Raw genomic sequence first — 18,886 nt, 5'->3', positions numbered from 1 at the left:
CCCTAGAAACCGATGTTTCTAGGGTCGTTTCTACCGCTTCGCCTAATTGATGGCTCTCGACTCCGCCTTTACTGGCTCTATTAACCGCATTCAGTGGCTCAAAACTCCGCACTAGTGGCTCAGTCTGTCCGCAATACTCACATTATTTTTACTTTTTTGTTTAGCTTGCATGCAGCCATACGATTTACAACACAAAGGTTGCTGATGTTAAATGGGAAATCAATTAGCTGTGTTAATTTCCATTCGTATCTCCAAATTTCTTTCCCGATTTCCTGATAATATTATTTACTAAGCTCTGTAAAAAATAAATGGCAACAGTAAAATTTATCCTCTTCTATCCAATATAATACCTACCAAGCTATATAAATAAAGAAATAGTAAACGCTTACTAGGGAACATACGCAGGAAGAAGGCAGACAATGATTATCAAGAATGGCACGTTTGGTTATCAGAGAAACATGAATCAGGCCAATGAGCGTTTAGAGAAAGCAATGGGAAAACTGTCGAGCGGGAAACGTATTACATCTGCTGCGGTTGATGCGTCAGGGCTGGCGATCAGTGAAAAGCTGCGCGCGCTTCAGCGGGGACCACAGCAGGCACTCCGCAATGTGCAGGATGCGCAGTCTCTTGTGCAAACAGCGGATGCCGCGATGCAAGAGTTAACAGATGTTGTCCAGAGGATCAGGGAGTTGACGATACAGTCGATGAACGGCACGAACACAGATGTACAGCCGGATCCCGATTCAGCAGATACGCTTATTATTCAGAATGAGATTGATGAGCTGAAGAGGAATTTACGAGATATTGTACATAATACGGAGTTCAATACGCATAAAGTGCTGACGAATACAGTGCCCGGGGAGTATGTATACGCGGACCGCAACGTGTCGGTTGATCGTTCTGCCAGCACAGTCACTTCTTCGGCAAATGCAGTGACTGGTGGGAATACAGTGAGTACGGAACCAACTGTATATACGAGGCACGAACCTGTGTCGTCATTATCTCAAAACGTCAATGAAACGTTTTTATCTTATCCGCCGGACAGCGTGAAAATGACGACGGTGATGGATCATAAGCCACAATGGTCGACGGACGGCAATACGATTGTTTTTCAATCAACGAGAGATGGTAAGCTATACAGCGTGGCTGCAGACGGCAGTTCGGATCCTGTGGAAGCAGATCCACAGCAGGCGACAGCGGCGTCTCGTAAGGTGGCGGGTGATTACCGTCTGGAAGTGGTCAATTCACAACTGCAACTTCAAAAACGTACGGCTGGCAATTGGGCGATGGAGCGCACGTATGGGAACTTTAACTTATCAGACGGCCTTCAGGGTTATAACTTTGCGCCAGGTGTAGATCAGCAAGGGAATCTGTCGTTTGCTTTTTCTGATACAGACGGTAATATTTCGAAAGTGGTAATCAACACTCAAAATGGCAGCGTTAGTTCACCCGTTACGATTATCCCGAATACGGATAAGCTGAATCTTCCGCCGCTCCGCAATACCATCACTTTGGAAAGTACGCCGGATCTGTATAGGATGAATGAAGCCGATGCTTCACTAGTAGTGCATAAAGTGACAGACAGTGGTCCGCAGAAGCTTACATATTGGGATGGCGCGGGCGAGGAGCCGGAAACGGGATATTACACAGTGAATGGCAATCAAATAACATTTCATAAGGGTGCGATCATTGGGTTTGATCCTGACAGTGAGGACGATGCGCAAGATTACTATACGATTGAGCATGTAACGGGCAACGGCTCGGCTTTCCATTCAGAAACCATACCTTCGCAAGCTCAACTGTATAATGTTCATGGTGAGCCGGGTCCGATGTCTCTAAGAATCACAGTTGGTGGCAGCACGGTTGCCAAAGAGCAGTTTTTATCCGAACGTCCCGCCGATCCAGAGAGTACAACCGGTGTATATATCGACAAGACGAACGGCAGAGTGGAGTTCTACGGCGAATTGCGGCCTGCCTATAATCAGACAGTCACAATCAATTATGTACCGGACAGTGATGCAGATCGGAGCGTGCAGACGCATGTCCTGCCAAGTGAAATTGACACATACAATTTGAATTCCAATGATCCCTCTCTACCGAAATCATTGAAAATCTATGTAGGAGGCAAGGAGATAGGCTATGATGCTTCGAAGACTGATGGCTATACTTACGACCACCTGACCCGCCGTATCAGTATTTACGGTAACAGCCGGCCTGATGTGTCTAAGGGAGAAAGTATTCGTTATGAATTTATTGAAGACCCAAGCAGCACGAGTAAAGAAGTGTACGGTATTCCGCTTGGCGCGACAAAGCCTGAAGTGTTCAATCTTGGAGATGCCAGCGCGCCGAATTCGATACGGGTTTTCCGCGGAAATGAAGAAATCAACTATTCGGCGACGGATGGCTTTCAGTACAATGCCATTACGAACACCATCGAGTTATTTGGAAATAGCCGGCCAAATGTTGGAGACAATTACAGTGTCCGTTTCGTGGCGGTTCCTGCCGATCCGGTGAAACACGATGATAAGCTTGAAATTCCGCTCGCAGGCACACCAGAATTGTATAATGCGGATAGTCCCGGCTTCCCGTCGACGTTAAAAGTAACAATTGGCGGTAGAACAATTGCCTATGATGAAACGAAGCAGAACGGCTACTTCTATAATAGGGATACTAACACAATTGAAGTGTATGGAAATAGCCGGCCGGACGCAAATGACTTCACATTGACCTCGCCGAGTATTTCCGTAACGTATGCGACAGAGACAGGATCGGTGAACCTCTACAATAATTCCTACGATATCCGTCTTGCTGCCGATGCTTCATCTTATGGAATCGAAGACGACGGTCATGTGAAAGGCTTGAAAGTATTCAAAAACATGCAAGAAATACCGCTTAGTGCTGAAAACGGCTATACGTATAATGCAGAAACAAAATTAGTTTCCCTGCATGGTAGCTATCGTCCTAGCGCAAATGACGCTGCGAATTCTATCAGAATTTATTCAGTACCGGAATCTGCCTTGACTCGAACAGTGCCGGCTGGTTCCACAGTCCATAAAGTATTCGTGGACGGAACGGAGATCCTGCCGGCAGAAGATGAACATGGAGATGGATATGTAATTGAAGAAGGAGCAGTGAGGCTGGTAGGGAATGCGAGACCAGACACAGTATTTGGGAAAATAAGTTACAAAATGGAGGTGCTCTACACCGAACCACTCAGCATGGAATTGCCTATAAATCCACTGCTTACAGATGATAATTCCTACTGTGACCACGAAACTGGAACTGCATTGCCGGATTCTGAAATAGTACCGGACTCGCAAGTCATTCGGCTGAATGGAGAGATTCTGTCCCGTGACCAATATAAAATAAGCGGGAACCGTGTGACATTAATTAATGACAAAGTTAACCTTACAGCTGGCAGCCACACGCTGAGCGCCGACTATCAGATACGTCAAGGTATTCAGTACGCGGACAACTCCTACACTTTTCAAGTTGGCGGAAATGCTGGCAATCAGCAGGTACTGAAAATTGCCTCATTCGATAACATGCTGGAGGATATGAGCGCCATCTGTGTCCGGACAGCAGAACACGCGGGAAAAGGTCTGGAAATCATCGACCGATCCATGAACTTCATACTTGGTGAGCTGGGCAACATTGGAGCTGCGGAAAACAGTTTAGAGCATATCTCGGCAAACTTAAGAGTCGGGGAAGAAAGCTTGACAGCTGCGTTGAGCAGGATAGAAGACGTAGATATGGCGAAGGAATTGATGAACAGTACGAAGCAGCAGATGTTGCTGCAAGTGGGACAGACTTTGGCTGGGCATGAGAAGCAGAGGGCTGGGAGTGTTTTGGAATTGTTGCGGTGATTTGTTTGTAATGTGTGGCAATACCAAATTAAGTTATTTGACCTACTACACAATCATTAGACGTCACTTTCCTTGTCGCACACAAGGAAAGCGTCTTGGAATTGTTTTAACTATTCGTGTAGGTGTCTTTAATTAAGGCACCAGGTCCCCAAACAATTCACTGGTTAATATCATAACTCCCTTCAAAACAATAAACCGTTAACTGACTAACAGATACCCCTGTCTGCTGACGAAGCAATCCCAAAACTTCGCGTGAGTATCAGAAATGAAAGTTTGGAATCATTTGGATTGATTATTTATCGGAAAAGACCGATATACAAATTAGGAAGGTTGGAAATGTGAATGAAAAATTACTATTACCAGTTTTTTAATCGAAGTAGCAAATACTTTGCCTAAATACTTTGTAAGGTATTCAGTAGTGATTATCTTTTAATTCTTAACTTGCTAGTTAGCAGAGTGTATAGGAATCTAAAGTGTTCTCAGATTACCGTATAGAATTTGTTTTTTTACTATTTATCTGTATAATAATGATGAAACATCGTTCCACAATGAGGAACTTGGGAGGTAAATAAATGAAGGAAACGGGAACTGTACAATCAGTAGATAGAGCATTGCTTATCTTGGAAAAACTTAAAGATACACCAAAAGGTCTGGGCGTTACTGAGCTGTCAACGGAGCTGCATGTATCGAAGAGTACTGCGCATCGGTTACTTACGTCATTGCTAAAAAAAGGGTTCGTACGGCAGAATTTAGAAAACCAAAAATACATGCTTGGCTTGAAGCTGATTGAATTCGGTCAGACGGTTACTGATCATCTGGATATCCGTAGCGCAGCATCAGGACATCTTCGGCGTCTTGCGGAGAAGGTAGGAGAGACGGCTCACCTAGTGATTAGGGAGCGGTCGGAAATTGTGTATATTGATAAAATTGAGAGCTCTGCCACAATCCGAATGTTTTCAAACATTGGAAAACGTGCGCCTATGCATTGCACTGGGGTTGGTAAGGCTATTCTTGCCTTTTTGCCCTATCAGGATATTGTTGCGATTGTGGAGGAAAAAGGATTAGAGAAATTCACATCAAAAACTATCATTGAGCTTGATGCACTGTTTGAACATTTAGAGATGATCCGAAACAGAGGTTACTCGATAGATGATGAAGAACATGAACTGGGTATTAAATGTGCGGCCGCTCCCATTTTAAATTATAAAGGTGAAGTGATTGCAGGCATAAGTGTAGCAGGTCCTATTATGAGAGTAAGCGAGGAAAAGCTGGGGGAAATGTCGAGAGAGGTACTTAAAACGTCGAAGGCAATTTCTATGGATTTAGGCGGAGCAATTTAAAAACATTAATTTTGAATTGACTTTCTTTTAAGTTTAGCCGTATAATCAATTTAAAGTAATTGAATGAAACGTCGTTCCCCAATAAGGAACGACTAAAAAATAATCATTTAATGAAACGATGTTCCGTGGTAAGGAACGAATAGGAGGGGTAGAATGAATTCAATTATAGATAGAATAACTAATGAAAAGATTGTAGCTATTATCCGAAGTCAGTCATCGGAAAAATTGGTGGAAACTGTCGAGAGTCTTTATAAAGGAGGGATCCGGACTGTCGAGATCACAATGAATACTCCTGGAGCCTTAAAAGGTATAGAGAATGTGAAAGCGCTTTATCCTGACTTGGTAATAGGGGCAGGTACGGTTCTGGATTCAGAAACAGCTGTAATGGCAATAAATGCAGGTGCGAATTTTCTATTAGCCCCTACGCTTTCCTTGAAAACTATTGAAGCTTCAAACCGTTACGATGTCCCTTTGATCCCCGGAGTCTTCACACCTACAGAAGCTCTAACGGCTTATGAGCATGGTGCCAAAATGGTTAAAATATTTCCTATTCGGAATTTAGGTCCGGGTTTTCTTAAAGATCTTAATGGTCCGTTGCCGTTCATTCAAACGATGGCGGTTGGCGGAATTTCTGTTGAAAATGCCAGAAGCTATCTAAATGCGGGGGCATCATCTCTGGGTATCGGCAGCTCACTTGTGGACAATGAATTGATACGGACAGGCAATTTTGAAGAAATTCAGCGGCGGGCTTCCAAATTTGCAGAGTTGGCGCGCGAAGTATAAACAACATGATGATTACAGAAATGCGGTGATGTAATGTATACAATCCTTATTGATTCGGGAACAACCAACTCACGGATCAGATTGATTGAAAGTGGCAATAACTTAATAAAAGATTTGGAAAAAGTTCGTATTGGTGTCCGGAACACAGCGATTGAGGGAACAAATGAAGGCTTGAAAAATCATTTGCACGAAGGTATCTCAAATCTGCTGGAAAGAAATAATTTACGTGTGTCTGATATTGAGTATATTGTGGCTTCAGGAATGATTACTTCCAAACTGGGTATTCTTGAGGTGCCCCATCTGATTGCTCCTGTTACAGCAGAAGACTTTGCAAAGAATTCCCAAGTTAAAATATTGCCCGAGTTTTTTAATATTCCTTGTATTTTTGTACCTGGAATGAGCAACTTTGCGGCAAATGCCACCGCTGCTATTGAGCAGATTAATCAATTCGATGTAATGCGCGGAGAAGAAGTGGAATCTGTTGGTTTATTAAATCAATTGGATTTATCCGGAAAAGGTATTTTGGTGCTGCCGGGCTCTCATACGAAGTTTGTGATGGTAGATCAAAATCGCACATTAACTTCCTGCTTATCTACATTAGCCGGCGAAACATTGATGGCAATTCAAAAAGAAACGATATTATCTGATTCGATTAGTCCCGAACTGGTTCAGTCAATTGATGAAAGTATGTTGCTGAAAGGTTTCAATGCAGCAGAAACGTATGGTCTTACCCGAAGTTTTTATCATATCAGACTACTAGAACTTTTCGCAGATTCATCAGACAATCAAAGAGCTAACTATTATGCGGGCGCAGTAATTCATGAAGACTTAAAATCTCTTTTGAGCCATGCCAGTCAAGATATTGAATGGGTAGTAGTTGGCGGCTCAGATCCGCTGAGAAGTTTATTTACCGTTCTGCTGAAACATGTAGGCAAAAGATGGAATGTAATAGAAGCAAGTGATTCGCAGGTCGAATATTCTTTGGTGCTAGGCGCACAGGAAGTTGCGAAGAGAATAGACCAAAATTTATTGAAGGAATCAAAAAATCATATATAATCAGGGAGGTAATTGTATGAAAAAGAGTATGAAGTATATTGGATTGTTTATTATTTCAGTATTAATGCTGGCAATCGCAGGATGTGGAAATGACAAATCGGACAATGCAGGCGGAGGATCGGATTCTGGCGATAAAACAGATTATCCAACAAAGTCCATCACGATGATTTCACCAACTTCAGCCGGTGGTGGCACAGACGCTACTGCACGAGCTTTAGCAGCTGACGTTGAAAAGCATTTAGGACAACCTGTCGGGGTAGTCAATAAACCAGGCGGCAGTGGTTCTGTCGGAATGACGGAAGGCGCCAATGCGAAACCGGACGGCTATACGGTGACTATGGTTATTGCAGAACTTTCTATGCTTGAACATATGGGTGTTTCTACATTGAACCAGGATCAGATGAAAGCCGTTGCCATGATCAACCTGGATCCTGCGGCACTTACAGTTCCTGCTGATGCACCTTATGATACGCTGGATGAATTCATTGATTATGCAAAAGAACATCCTGGTGAACTTCAGGTCGGCAACGCCGGAACAGGGTCTATCTGGCATGTAGCAGCTGAAAGCCTGGCTAAAAATGCGGATATCGAATTAAATCACGTGCCCTTTGAAGGAGCTGCACCTGCTGTAACAGCTTTGGTCGGTGGACATGTAGATGCGGTGACAGTCAGTCCAGCAGAAGTAAAAACTCAGTTGGATGCAGGAAACTTGAAAACACTTGCAATTATGTCTGATAAGAGATCAGATATTATTCCTGATGTTCCTACTTTCGCTGAAGAAGGCCATGAAACTGAAACAATTGCTACTTGGAGAGGAATCACTGTACCTAAAGATACACCGGATGAAATTGTTGAAACACTTCAGGATGCATTTTTAAAAGCAGCGGAAGAAGAAGACTTCAAAAAGTTTATGAGCAGCAATGGATTGGGGATTGAATTGAAGAAGGCGGATGAGTTTACAGCGTTTATGAATGAGAACTATGATTACTATAAAGAAATGTTTGCAGAGTTAGGTTTGAGTAATAAATAAAGATTGGGCTCCCCAATCTTTATTTTTTCACTACTTATATAGAAGTGAGGTGTGCGGCTATGAAGATTCCGCATATAGTGAGTGGGATTATTTCTATTTGTTTAGGCAGCTTGTTTTACTATTTGACTCTGGACTTTCCTGAGCCGAATGCGGCAGATACGGGAGCAGCGTTCCTCCCAAGGATCTATTGTGGATTATTAATTCTTTTTGGAGTTATCTTATTAATCCAAGGACTGCGTGATCGGACCAAGGAAACCGCGAAGGGCTTCCAAACAGTTAAATATGCATTAATTACGATGGTCATTGTACTTATGTATATATTGATCATTCCTTATATAGGTTTTTATATAGCTACAGTTTTCACTATTTTTGGATTGCTGTTTTTTTCTAAAGTGCGTAAGACAATTACGTTGGTAAGTGTTCCTATAGGGGCGGTTCTATTTATATTTCTAGTGTTTGAAAAACTATTGAAAGTTACGATTCCTTTGGGATCTTTATTCTCATAAAAGGCGGTGATTACATGAGTTTATTAATGGACGGTATAGTTAATATTCTTCAATGGGATGTTCTTCTCTTTTTAACTTTTGGCACTTTGCTAGGTATCATTATCGGGTCTCTCCCCGGTCTGACTTCGACTATGGGAGTCGCACTGATGCTGCCTTTGACATTCGGAATGGAAGCGGTTGCGGGGATTTTATTACTGATCGGAGTCTATTTCGGTTCGGTATACGGCGGTTCGCTGACTGCCATCCTGATCAATACTCCCGGTACACCAGCGTCAGCCGCTACGGTAATTGACGGATACCCGCTTACTCAAAGAGGGAAGGCGCAAAAAGCGCTTACAGTCTCCACGCTGTCGTGTGCGATTGGCGGTATCATTAGTGTTATTGTACTCATTTTTGTTGCACCGCAATTGGCTAGTTTCGCTTTAAAATTCAGTGCGCCTGAGTCCTTTGCTTTGGCGCTGTTTGGCTTGTCAATCGTATCGAGTATTGCGGGAGACTCACTTGTAAAAGGGTTGATGGCCGGTACATTGGGACTGCTGATTGCTTCAATCGGACTGGATCCTATTGGAGGCTTTCCGCGTTTTACATTCGGTATGTCGGAACTGTCTTCCGGTATTAATTTCATCCCCATCATGATCGGGTTATTTGCAGCATCAGAAGCTTTTAAATCAATGGAAGACATTTTCACTGAAAATAAAGTACAAGTGACTATCGATAAGGTTAAATTAAAGTGGTTGGAATTTAAAGGGCTAATCGGTACCATTTTACGTTCTTCCGGTATTGGTACATTTACTGGAATGATCCCCGGAGCAGGAGCAGATATTGCAGCTTTCGTCGCTTATAATGAAGCGAAACGTTTTGCAAAAAACAAAGACGAGTTTGGAAAAGGAGACCTGCGCGGTGTAGCAGCACCGGAAGCAGCGGGAAACAGTGTAACAGGCGGAGCAATGATCCCTTTATTAACTTTGGGAATTCCCGGTGACGCGGTTACCGCAGTTTTACTGGGAGCGCTTATGGTACAGGGGCTGCAGCCCGGCCCTATGTTATTTGAATCAAATGGCCCTGTTGTCTATACATTATTTGTCGGCATGCTGCTGGCAAATGTGCTGTTATTAGTTTTCGGGCTGCTTGGTATTCGCCTGTTCACTAAGGTACTGTTAATTCCTAAAACTATACTCACTCCGTTAATTCTCATGCTATGTGTAGTAGGCGCTTATTCTTTAGGTAATAATTACTTCGACGTAGTAATCATGTTTATTGCGGGGGTAGTGGGTTATTTCTTTAAACGTTTTGAGATTCCTGCATCACCTGTCATCCTGGGATTAATTTTAGGGCCGATGCTGGAGAGTAATTTCAGAAGAGCGTTGGTCATGTCACAGGGAGACCTGAGTATTTTTTATACGAGACCGATTACAGTTGTTCTCTTGATAATTGCAGTTATCACAATGTTTACTCCGTTATTTAAAAAGTTTTTTAAAAAATCATTAGGAGGAGTATAAATGAAAATTACCAGCTTTGAATTGTTTCAGGTGCCTCCCAGATGGTTATTCCTCAAGATCGAAACTGATGTAGGAATCGTCGGCTGGGGAGAACCTGTCGTGGAAGGCAGGGCACATACTGTGAAAGCATGTGTGGAAGAATTGATGGAATATTTAATAGGTAAGGACCCCATGAATATAGAAGATCATTGGAACAAATTATACCGTTCCGGCTTTTACAGAGGCGGTCCTATTTTAATGAGCGCCATATCAGGAATCGACCAGGCGCTGTGGGATATTAAAGGGAAGTTTTTTAATGCGCCGGTCTATCAGCTGATGGGAGGAGCATGCCGGGATTCTATTAAAGTATATTCCTGGATCGGTGGAGACCGTCCTTCAGATGTGGGAGTGGCAGCCAAATCTGTAGCGGATGCCGGCTTTACAGCTGTGAAGATGAATGGAACGGAAGAATTGCAGTATATTGACACATTCGAAAAAGTGGATCAAGTATTGGAAAGAGTAGCTGCAGTTAGGGAAGCAGCAGGGAAATATATAGGGATTGGTATTGATTTCCATGGACGGGTACATAAGCCGATGGCAAAAGTTCTTGCCAAAGAGCTGGAGCAGTTCCGGCCGATGTTCATCGAAGAACCAGTACTCACAGAGAATCTGGAAGCTCTTAAAGAAATCGCCCGCCATACTGCAATTCCAATTGCAACAGGGGAAAGAATGTATTCCAGATGGGATTTTAAAAATATTCTGCAGGACGGATATGTAGACATTATCCAGCCCGATTTGTCCCATGCTGGAGGGATTACAGAAGTAAAGAAAATTGCCGGTATGGCTGAAGCTTATGATGTGGCGCTTGCCCCTCATTGTCCGCTCGGGCCGATCGCTCTGGCAGCCTGCCTTCAAGTGGATGCAACATCCCATAATGCGGTTATTCAAGAACAAAGCCTGGGAATTCATTATAATAAAGGTAGTGACTTATTAGATTATATTACAGACAAATCTGTTTTTGACTATAAAGATGGATATGTTGCAATTCCTCAAGGACCTGGTCTGGGTATTGAAATCGATGAAGACTATGTAAGACAGCAGGCAAAGATCGGACATAACTGGAAGAATCCTGTGTGGAGACATAAAGACGGCAGTATAGCAGAGTGGTGACAGTTAAATAGGAGGAGGATATTCTATATGAAACCGAAAGTATTTATTGCGAAGCCCATTCCTAAAGAGGTAGAGGATTATATAGCAAAGCACTGCGAGTATAAAATTTGGAACGGGGAAGAATCGGTTCCTGAGAGTGAACTGCTGAAAGAAGTAGCAGACGTGGAAGGTCTTATGACTCCTAAAGGGGTAATTACGAAGGAGTTTTTAACACATGCGCCTAACTTGAAGGTTGTGAGTAATATTGCTGTCGGGTATGATGCGTTTGATACGGACGCCATGAAGGAAAGAGGAGTCATCGGCACACATACACCATACGTCCTTGATGATTCGGTCGCTGACTTGGTTTTGGGACTTATGCTTTCTGCTGGAAGAAGAATTGTGGAATTCGACCGCTATGTGAAAGAGGGGAAATGGGAAAAGACCTCGTTGGACGGTCCTGAATTTTATGGGAAAGATATTCATCACGCGACATTAGGAATAATCGGGCTGGGCCGTATAGGAGAAAAAATTATGAAACGGGCAAGCGCCGGATTCGACATGAACGTTTTGTATCATAACCGATCGCGTAAGCCTGAGATTGAAAACCAATATGGTGTCCTATATAGAGAGGATATGGATGATTTATTGAGGGAGTCTGATTATGTAGTCGTTATGCTGCCTCTAAATGAATCTACAACTCACATTATAGGTAAGCAGCAGTTTGAACTAATGAAAAATGATGCAATTTTCATTAATTGCTCAAGAGGTAAGGTAGTTGATGAGCAAGCGTTGATTTCCGCTTTGGAGAATCATGAAATATGTGCTGCCGGGCTTGATGTATTTGAAATAGAACCGGTAGAAAAAGATAATCCCCTGTTAAAGTTGAAAAATGTTGTCACATTGCCTCATATAGGATCCTGCACCCGTGATACTCGTTTCAATATGGCTATGAAAGCTGCGGAAAACATGGTAGCGGCCCTTACAAATCAAACCCCTCCAAACGTTGTGAGAGAACTGCAGGATTTAGTGTAATGAACTGAAGCTTTAGTGGTCTCATTTTGCTGGCGCCATTAAAGCTTGTATTTATAATTTGGCTGACACAATTACATATGTAGACGGTGCGATGGCATTCGTCCCGTATGTTGAGCAGGCTGGCGGAATACTGATAGATGTGCAGGCAGTGATACAATAGAAAAGTATCAAGCGGCCTTCCGTAATATTGGGCTCGAAGCCGGGAATGCAGTCTATACGATGTTCTACCAATCGCAAGGTGATCCGGCTCCATCGTATACGATCGGCGTGACGAATTTATCCGGTGGAGCTGTTATTGAGACAGGTAAAAATGACGTACTGAGTTTTAATGTGGATAAAATGGAGAAGAATATTACTCTGCCGGCCGGCGCTTATACGGCTGAGACATTGCTTGCTCAATTAAATCAGCAGCTGGATGCATAAAATGCGAATGTATCTGCGTCCTATTTTGAGGGACGCCTTAAATTAAGCAGCAAGGAAGTTGGACAAATTTCCATAGACGGATTCAGAGGGAATGCAAGAGACACGTTATTGTTCAAAATGGACTCTAGAACAGAAGATCCCAATTGGGCATTTCAAGTAGGTGCAAACAGCGGAGATCAGCTGTTCACAGACAAACCGAGGGTGTCTGCGAAGCTGCTTCGCGTGAATACGCTGATGGTGGATGATCCTGAAAGAGCCCTCAAAGCGTTGAAACGTTTGGATGCTGCACTGGCTAAAGTGACCAGTGAAAGATCCAGGATGGGAGCTGTTTCCAACCGACTGGGTCATTCTTTGAAGATCGCTCAGTCAACAGCGGAGAATTTGGTGCGGAGTGAGTCGAAAATCCGGGATGCAGATATCGCTAAAGAGATGATGGGGAAAGTGAAAAGCGATATCTTGATGCAGGCTAATCAGTTGGTATTGGCCAAAGCGAATGCTAATCCGCAGGGGATATTGGAATTGTTGAAGTGACTGTCTCTGTTTATCGCAGATCTTAAAAATTTTATTTGGTTTACTACGGCTTTAAAGTACCTGTATAAGAAACAATAACGTTTGTTTAAACATTCATGAAAACCGAAACAAACGTGAATAAATGAACTTTCACGTTTGTTTTATGTACAAGCACTTCTTACACCTTTTACAAACTATCACAAAGCCTTTTCAATTTAACATGGCAAGCAACTCATCAAACTCCACTAACCGATCTTTTTGGAATGCTTTGAAAAAATTTCTTGCTTTGGCTTGTGAAGTAATATCGTTTAAACAAACATATAAGTAAAAATCTAAAAGTGTGTTCTGTTCCAGTTTGAAATCCGGTTCTTGCTCTTTAAAGGTTGCCACGAATAATTGCTGATCATCAATCACTTCTTGAATGTCTAGGTCATTGCTGCAAATAATTCGGGCACTCAGAAGAAGTGCCGCAGCTATACAATGGATTTCTCCAAGATCACTTGTAGCTTTCAGTCGTCTGCCTTGCTGTTTCTTCTTCTCATCCAGTTCCCTGGATGCTTGCATGATTTGTTTTACGTACATTTCGTAGATTGTATAAAGTTCTTCTGAAAGAAAAGCTTCGTCATCGGGGTTAAACAAATGCCATCTACCTGAATCAATATACTTCTCCACTCTAGTTCTTACCGATGGATTCAACATTTTGTCCAATACTATCTGATGTATATGAATCTTCTCATATAAAAGATCGAGCCATTCAAAAACGTTTTCTTGTTTATAGGCATCTGCATAAAATAATATATTTGTGTCAATAAACACCTCACCCTTACGTTTCCTCATAATCTAAGCCCTCTTGTCTAAGTTCTTCGCTCATGGCAGAAGAAAAAATGGCCAACTTATTGCTGGCTGTTAATGGGTCCAGACCCTTCGCAACATGTTGAAGAACTTGTCTTTCGTACGCGGTGAATCGGATATCATGAACCGGGTAATCTAAAGGAGAAAAGGGAAGATGATATTTCTCTCTTAATTTAACCCAACTTTCTTCAGTATGTGTAATTTTGATTTGCTCGCCTATTTCTTCTATGCGTCTTTCTACTGTCTTATAGGGAGCAGAAGCTAAATCGCTGATGAAAAGAATGGCTTGTTCCTCATTCCAATGTTCTTTAAACTTTCTCCAAAGGGAAGTCAGCAGTGGTTTTGGCAGCATAATGCATGCGGCGAACCGATCTGCTGCACGTTCGTGATTGAAATCTTCATGCTGAATCTTGCTCGCATCTGATAGGTGCCATAGTTCATGTGCGGCAGTGAAATAACGGATCCGCAGAGGTTGCGACGTGTTCAAAACGACAAATTCCTCTCCTGATTGATGAGTCACAGCGGCGCTAAAAAATTTCGGATCAAGAATAGAACGGTAAATGATATGGGCATTTTCCGCGACAATTCGTTCAATTTGAGAACCTAAAAATATATCATAGCCAAACGTATCATCCAAGAATCTTGAGGCAAATGCTTCCGCGGTTATTTCAGCTTGCTTAGCGAGATTCATTCAGTCCACCTGCTTCATGGCCATATAATCTTCAATAGCAAAAAGAACGGAGTCGAAATCACGCTTTGATGTACGCGTGGTCAGATTTCCGCGAAATACTACTTCCAACGGGCTGTGTTGCACAGCTTGCTCTGCCAATAAATCTTCTACGCTTACCTGCAAAACTCCTGCGATTGCCACTAAACGTTCCGGTTTCATTACGCGGGTTCCTGATAGCATATGGCCTATTAGTGATTTACTAATGCCCGTTGCATCACTTACATCTTGATAGGAAATACCTTTCTCCTTTAAAAGAGTTTTAATCCGGGTTAGGACAAGTTCGTTAGTATTCATTACCAGTGCCCTCCTTTGTCTACAACTCATTATACAGTGATTTGTAGACGTCTACAAACTGTATTGTAGTATATGTGGAAAAAGGCTTCTTATCTGTGTAGTTGTACGAAGAAAAGAGCGATGAGTTGAATACTATCTATTTGAGATTTTGGCGTGCCTGTGCGTGAAACAAACGTATTTGCTTACACATTCACAAAAGTTCAAACAAACGTGAATAAGTGAACTTTCACGTTTGTTTTGTGTACAGGTATATTTCTTAGAAATAAAGCGAAGGCGCCAGGACCCCATACAAGGTACAAACACAATTGAACCTACAAAAAACTGTAATTAAAAACTACATATTGATAGCATACATGCTACTATAAAGGGAATACTATAATGAAGAGGAAATCAATATGACTAAACTTCCGTTATATAAAGTTATCTCTGTTGGAAATGTACAGAAATTCGAAGATTTATTGCTTAAAGAAGCAGAACAAGAAAAAAGAGTAGGAAAACCAGGACCGTGGTTAAAAGCTTTGACAACCTACGCAAGACAACATGAAGTTATCAGTCAGGAACCTCACCCTGATTACACAATTCCACCGGGTGAACAAGTGTTCAAAATTATTGAGAAGAATAGTGGGCGGTCGGATTTATACAGATGGGGTTTTCAAGGAGGCGCTACTGGCAACCATCGCATTATATACGCTATTCATAACTTTTCACAAGTGATTTTGCTTCATTACTTTAATAAAGACTATAATGGAGCAATAAAGTCTGCTGACATTGTGCCCGCTGAAAAATGTTATGAAGAGTATTGTGCCACAGATCCAAGTTTATACTAAGGAGGTTTTATTCATGGATGACTTTTATAAAAGATTTTCTGACGTGGTTGGAGAAGATCATGCTATAAAGACGAGGAAAGAAGGACAGATAGCAGTACAGTTGAGAAGGGAAAGGAAAAAAAGAAACCTTTCACAACAGGAATTAGCGGATTTAGCCAGATTACCCAAATCAACAATCGGAAGAATTGAGGCGGGTTTGACAAGTCCGAAAACAGATACATTAGCTCAGTTAGCAAAAACCTTAAACACGTCTTTTACTATTGGTAAAGCGAGTGAAGATGATAAAAACTTATACATTAAATCATAAATTGAAAACGTTTTGGAAATAGGACACCAGACCCTTGCACAATAAATTACTTGGAAATCTAAGTGAATTTATTGCATCAACAGACCGCAATCGAGGTGGATGGCCGCTCGCTTGTTGTGTAGACGGCAGCAAACACCTATTTTACATCTGCCGCGCTGCTGCTTTTGAGTGCGGCAGATAGTGTTTAACATAGAGAAAATTCGCGGAAAGGAATTCATTGTATATCATTTTCTTGTGAAAGTTTCAGAAGCTTTTCGTCGTGGGCAGCCAATTTGCTGAGGGTGAAGTTACTGGTTCTCTGGGTGTCTGACAAGTCTAAGCGGATACCGTCAACTTTTATTTCCAATCGATCAAAACGCTGATCCATTTGTTCAAAACGTCGATCCATTTGTTCAAATCGCTGATCGATTTGTTCGAAACGACGATCGATTTGTTCAAAACGAGAATCGAACTTCTGTTCCATTTCTTCTAACTTCTGATCTGTACGTTCACCGTGAAGCTGAATAGCATGTAAAATTTCTTTCAGGATTGTTTCTTGTTCCAATTTAATCACCTCCCTTAATTAGAATAGTACTAGCAATGGTCTGGAAAAACAAGTCTCGTGTTGAGTGCCAATGCATGGAACAATCGTGTTAGTTTCGAATGCTTGTCACCATACAAATTATCACGATTGACGGCTCTATTTACTCCTAATCTTTAGGGCTGATGTAAAAGGAGGATGTAAGTTTTCTTGCTTTCTCCATGTGTAGTTCACAATAATATTGGTAATCATTACGAAAGGTACCAGGTCTACACACAATTAGTCAGTCACAATCATGTTTGTTTAAACATTCAAGAAAGTTCAAACAAACATGAAAAATCAAACTTTCACGTTTGTTTTTTGCACAGGCACCTTTGATTAAAGGAATACATAATGAAAAAGTGATTCACCTATGGTAAGTTGGAATTAATTACGCATAGGGGTGAGCCGATGAATCTGGAAAACTTTGAGCAGCATATCAATGAGACGATTTTAGACAGAGGGCATGGATACTATATGGAAGATCTGGCTGAGCAGACGGATTGCATTGATGGTGAATATCGATTTCAGGTCTCCGGAAGCGACGTGTATGAAGTGATCGTCACGCTGGATGCGGCCGGTGAGATACTTTCTTCGTACTGTGATTGCCCGTATACATATGGACCGGTCTGTAAACATGAAGCAGCGGTGTATTTTGAACTGGCCGATCTGTTGGACAGCGCTGTTCCGAATAAAGATAAGCAGGAAGCGCTGGCAGACGTGCTGGATCAATTATCGAAAAATCAGCTGATCGAATTGATTGAGGATCTCGCCCGTCAAGATGACCATGTGAAGAACCGTATTTTAGTCAAATATTCAAAATTGGATGCTGCGCAGGAACGTCAGCGTTTTGCTGAGTGGATTCATTTGATTGTGCATAGGAATCAAGGGCGCAGAGGATTTATTGAGTACGGAGAGACGAGTCGGTTTGTCAGGGAACTGGATGAATGTCTGGTGGAAGTGGGGGAGTGTGCGGATGAAGTTTTGGCGCTCGATCTGGCTTTTCTGCTGCTGAATGAAGCGGTGAATGCATTTCAGTACGCGGATGATTCAGACGGAGATATCGGTATGCTGGCTGATGAAGTGGCGGAGTTGATTGAGAAAATTGTGGTAGAAGCATTGGAGACGGGTTCGGCGCAGCGTCAGATGCTGTTTGATAAACTCTTGTTGCAATGCGATCATCCCGTGTATAAAGATTGGGAGGAGTACCGGGCTGATTTGCTGAGAATCGGTATTCATTTTACGGATGACAGGGAGTACAGGGAAGCGCTGCAGAATAAGATTCGTGCCTTAATTGAGAAGACGGGTCCTGACCGTTCTTTGCGTTATTATTATGAAGGATTGCACAGGCTGTTGTATGAAATCATTGAACGGAATGGCAGTGCGAAAGAGGTGGTACAGTTTTTAGAGGAGTATCACTATATTTCATCGTTCAGGGAACTGTTGCTTGAGAAATATCTGGAAAATAAAGAATACCGCCGCGCTATTCAGCTGGCTTCGGCAGGTGAGCAGGCCGATCAGGAATTTGCAGGACTAGTGACGAAATGGAAGAAGTTCCGCTATGCTGGTTATAAGGGGCTTTCTCTGCGGGAGGAACAAGCTGTTTTGGCGAAGGAATTATTCCTAGACGGTGATTTTGATTTCTATCAGGAATTAAAGATGCTGTCTGCTGATCCAAAGCAGTCTTACGAACAATTAAAGCAAGAGTTGAAAGCAAAGGGAAACTGGAGATCGAAGGGTTTGTACAGGCAGCTGATTGAAGAAGAACATGACACGGCTGAACTGTTGGAATTTGTGAGGGAGAATCCGGAGGCAGTCGAAACCTATGCGAAGGATTTGATCGAGCTACATGAGAATGAAATTTTGAAGATTTATAAGGAGTACATACACGGGATTGCGAACCGTTCATCGAATCGCAAAGGCTATCAGCATGTGTGCGGAATTATATGGCGTTATGGCAAGCTTGCGGGAAAACAGATGGAGCTGGCAGTTGTGGATGAGCTGAGAAACAGATTTGCGAGGAAACCGGCGTTTATGGATGAATTGGGGAAGTTTTTGTAAAGTGCCTGTGCACGAAACAATCATGTTTATTTAAACATTCATGAAAGTTCAAACAAACGTGAATAAGTAAACTTTCACGT

At 42.3% G+C, this 18,886-nt stretch carries 18 protein-coding genes; 14 read left to right on the top strand and 4 right to left on the bottom strand.

The genetic code is table 11. The annotated features are described in order from the left end of the window. Positions 1-419 precede the first annotated feature (419 nt). The 11 genes from NCCP2331_RS04870 to NCCP2331_RS04820 all read left to right on the top strand — a co-directional run bounded on the left by NCCP2331_RS04870 (position 420) and on the right by NCCP2331_RS04820 (position 13,197). Complete coding sequence (locus tag NCCP2331_RS04870) at positions 420-3,866, top strand: flagellin N-terminal helical domain-containing protein (protein ID WP_251668963.1); 3,447 nt, start codon at positions 420-422, stop codon at positions 3,864-3,866. Between the two features lie 572 nt (positions 3,867-4,438). After that, positions 4,439-5,206, top strand: a complete 768-nt coding sequence (locus NCCP2331_RS04865; protein ID WP_251668961.1) for an IclR family transcriptional regulator — start codon at positions 4,439-4,441, stop codon at positions 5,204-5,206. Between the two features lie 153 nt (positions 5,207-5,359). Beyond that, on the top strand, positions 5,360-5,989 hold the full coding sequence (locus tag NCCP2331_RS04860; protein WP_251668958.1) for a bifunctional 4-hydroxy-2-oxoglutarate aldolase/2-dehydro-3-deoxy-phosphogluconate aldolase: 630 nt from the start codon (positions 5,360-5,362) through the stop codon (positions 5,987-5,989). Positions 5,990-6,022: 33 nt separating this feature from the next. After that, positions 6,023-7,045, top strand: coding sequence for a 2-dehydro-3-deoxygalactonokinase (locus tag NCCP2331_RS04855; protein ID WP_251668956.1), 1,023 nt, complete (start codon positions 6,023-6,025; stop codon positions 7,043-7,045). 16 nt (positions 7,046-7,061) lie between these two features. After that, entirely contained in the window at positions 7,062-8,075 is a 1,014-nt protein-coding gene (locus NCCP2331_RS04850) for a tripartite tricarboxylate transporter substrate binding protein (RefSeq protein ID WP_251668954.1), read from the top strand. A gap of 59 nt (positions 8,076-8,134) precedes the next feature. Beyond that, positions 8,135-8,581 (top strand): tripartite tricarboxylate transporter TctB family protein, encoded by a 447-nt coding sequence (locus tag NCCP2331_RS04845; protein WP_251668952.1) that lies wholly within the window; start codon positions 8,135-8,137, stop codon positions 8,579-8,581. A 14-nt stretch (positions 8,582-8,595) separates the two neighbouring features. Beyond that, positions 8,596-10,080 (top strand): tripartite tricarboxylate transporter permease, encoded by a 1,485-nt coding sequence (locus tag NCCP2331_RS04840; RefSeq protein WP_251668950.1) that lies wholly within the window; start codon positions 8,596-8,598, stop codon positions 10,078-10,080. Next, the gene (dgoD, locus tag NCCP2331_RS04835; RefSeq protein ID WP_251668948.1) at positions 10,081-11,229 is read left to right on the top strand and encodes a galactonate dehydratase; all 1,149 of its coding nucleotides are present in this window, start codon (positions 10,081-10,083) and stop codon (positions 11,227-11,229) included. Positions 11,230-11,256: 27 nt separating this feature from the next. Then, positions 11,257-12,243, top strand: coding sequence for a 2-hydroxyacid dehydrogenase (locus NCCP2331_RS04830; RefSeq protein ID WP_251668945.1), 987 nt, complete (start codon positions 11,257-11,259; stop codon positions 12,241-12,243). Positions 12,244-12,462: 219 nt separating this feature from the next. Next, positions 12,463-12,666: a hypothetical protein gene (locus NCCP2331_RS04825; protein WP_251668944.1), complete on the top strand. Its 204-nt coding sequence runs from the start codon at positions 12,463-12,465 to the stop codon at positions 12,664-12,666. 117 nt (positions 12,667-12,783) lie between these two features. Continuing rightward, positions 12,784-13,197 (top strand): flagellin, encoded by a 414-nt coding sequence (locus NCCP2331_RS04820; protein WP_251669096.1) that lies wholly within the window; start codon positions 12,784-12,786, stop codon positions 13,195-13,197. A gap of 189 nt (positions 13,198-13,386) precedes the next feature. On the opposite strand, the gene NCCP2331_RS04815 is transcribed toward NCCP2331_RS04820, so the two are convergent. Genes NCCP2331_RS04815 through NCCP2331_RS04805 form a run of 3 tightly spaced genes read right to left on the bottom strand, consistent with a single transcriptional unit; the run spans position 13,387 to position 15,052 of the window. Then, complete coding sequence (locus NCCP2331_RS04815) at positions 13,387-14,013, bottom strand: type II toxin-antitoxin system VapC family toxin (protein ID WP_251668942.1); 627 nt, start codon at positions 14,011-14,013, stop codon at positions 13,387-13,389. After that, on the bottom strand, positions 14,000-14,719 hold the full coding sequence (locus NCCP2331_RS04810; protein WP_251668940.1) for an ImmA/IrrE family metallo-endopeptidase: 720 nt from the start codon (positions 14,717-14,719) through the stop codon (positions 14,000-14,002). Before NCCP2331_RS04810 ends, NCCP2331_RS04815 begins: the two co-directional genes overlap by 14 nt. After that, positions 14,720-15,052, bottom strand: coding sequence for a helix-turn-helix domain-containing protein (locus NCCP2331_RS04805; RefSeq protein WP_251668938.1), 333 nt, complete (start codon positions 15,050-15,052; stop codon positions 14,720-14,722). It abuts the gene before it with no gap. A gap of 395 nt (positions 15,053-15,447) precedes the next feature. Here NCCP2331_RS04805 and NCCP2331_RS04800 point away from each other — a divergent pair, with 395 nt between their 5' ends. Both NCCP2331_RS04800 and NCCP2331_RS04795 read left to right on the top strand, forming a co-directional pair. Further along, positions 15,448-15,879 (top strand): hypothetical protein, encoded by a 432-nt coding sequence (locus tag NCCP2331_RS04800; protein ID WP_251668936.1) that lies wholly within the window; start codon positions 15,448-15,450, stop codon positions 15,877-15,879. Between the two features lie 13 nt (positions 15,880-15,892). Further along, positions 15,893-16,186: a helix-turn-helix domain-containing protein gene (locus NCCP2331_RS04795; protein WP_153722630.1), complete on the top strand. Its 294-nt coding sequence runs from the start codon at positions 15,893-15,895 to the stop codon at positions 16,184-16,186. A 214-nt stretch (positions 16,187-16,400) separates the two neighbouring features. On the opposite strand, the gene NCCP2331_RS04790 is transcribed toward NCCP2331_RS04795, so the two are convergent. After that, positions 16,401-16,730: a hypothetical protein gene (locus NCCP2331_RS04790; protein ID WP_251668934.1), complete on the bottom strand. Its 330-nt coding sequence runs from the start codon at positions 16,728-16,730 to the stop codon at positions 16,401-16,403. A 426-nt stretch (positions 16,731-17,156) separates the two neighbouring features. On the opposite strand from NCCP2331_RS04790, the gene NCCP2331_RS04785 reads away from it, so the two are divergent. Beyond that, on the top strand, positions 17,157-18,806 hold the full coding sequence (locus NCCP2331_RS04785) for an SWIM zinc finger family protein (protein WP_251668932.1): 1,650 nt from the start codon (positions 17,157-17,159) through the stop codon (positions 18,804-18,806). The last annotated feature ends 80 nt before the right edge of the window (positions 18,807-18,886 follow it).

This window comes from Sporosarcina sp. NCCP-2331 (genome assembly GCF_023707945.1).
Classification (GTDB): Bacteria; Bacillota; Bacilli; order Bacillales_A; family Planococcaceae; genus Sporosarcina; species Sporosarcina cascadiensis.
Note: the sequence above shows the minus strand (reverse complement) of the source record. Positions and strands in the feature narration are given on the sequence as shown.

Excerpts from the sequence above, each read along its gene's own strand:
- NCCP2331_RS04870 (WP_251668963.1), top strand. The coding sequence starts at position 420 with ATGATTATCAAGAATGGCACGTTTGGTTATCAGAGAAACATGAATCAG.
- NCCP2331_RS04865 (WP_251668961.1), top strand. The coding sequence starts at position 4,439 with ATGAAGGAAACGGGAACTGTACAATCAGTAGATAGAGCATTGCTTATC.
- NCCP2331_RS04860 (WP_251668958.1), top strand. The coding sequence starts at position 5,360 with ATGAATTCAATTATAGATAGAATAACTAATGAAAAGATTGTAGCTATT.
- NCCP2331_RS04855 (WP_251668956.1), top strand. The coding sequence starts at position 6,023 with ATGTATACAATCCTTATTGATTCGGGAACAACCAACTCACGGATCAGA.
- NCCP2331_RS04850 (WP_251668954.1), top strand. The coding sequence starts at position 7,062 with ATGAAAAAGAGTATGAAGTATATTGGATTGTTTATTATTTCAGTATTA.
- NCCP2331_RS04845 (WP_251668952.1), top strand. The coding sequence starts at position 8,135 with ATGAAGATTCCGCATATAGTGAGTGGGATTATTTCTATTTGTTTAGGC.
- NCCP2331_RS04840 (WP_251668950.1), top strand. The coding sequence starts at position 8,596 with ATGAGTTTATTAATGGACGGTATAGTTAATATTCTTCAATGGGATGTT.
- dgoD (WP_251668948.1), top strand. The coding sequence starts at position 10,081 with ATGAAAATTACCAGCTTTGAATTGTTTCAGGTGCCTCCCAGATGGTTA.
- NCCP2331_RS04830 (WP_251668945.1), top strand. The coding sequence starts at position 11,257 with ATGAAACCGAAAGTATTTATTGCGAAGCCCATTCCTAAAGAGGTAGAG.
- NCCP2331_RS04825 (WP_251668944.1), top strand. The coding sequence starts at position 12,463 with ATGTTCTACCAATCGCAAGGTGATCCGGCTCCATCGTATACGATCGGC.
- NCCP2331_RS04820 (WP_251669096.1), top strand. The coding sequence starts at position 12,784 with ATGGACTCTAGAACAGAAGATCCCAATTGGGCATTTCAAGTAGGTGCA.
- NCCP2331_RS04815 (WP_251668942.1), bottom strand. The coding sequence starts at position 14,013 with ATGAGGAAACGTAAGGGTGAGGTGTTTATTGACACAAATATATTATTT.
- NCCP2331_RS04810 (WP_251668940.1), bottom strand. The coding sequence starts at position 14,719 with ATGAATCTCGCTAAGCAAGCTGAAATAACCGCGGAAGCATTTGCCTCA.
- NCCP2331_RS04805 (WP_251668938.1), bottom strand. The coding sequence starts at position 15,052 with ATGAATACTAACGAACTTGTCCTAACCCGGATTAAAACTCTTTTAAAG.
- NCCP2331_RS04800 (WP_251668936.1), top strand. The coding sequence starts at position 15,448 with ATGACTAAACTTCCGTTATATAAAGTTATCTCTGTTGGAAATGTACAG.
- NCCP2331_RS04795 (WP_153722630.1), top strand. The coding sequence starts at position 15,893 with ATGGATGACTTTTATAAAAGATTTTCTGACGTGGTTGGAGAAGATCAT.
- NCCP2331_RS04785 (WP_251668932.1), top strand. The coding sequence starts at position 17,157 with ATGAATCTGGAAAACTTTGAGCAGCATATCAATGAGACGATTTTAGAC.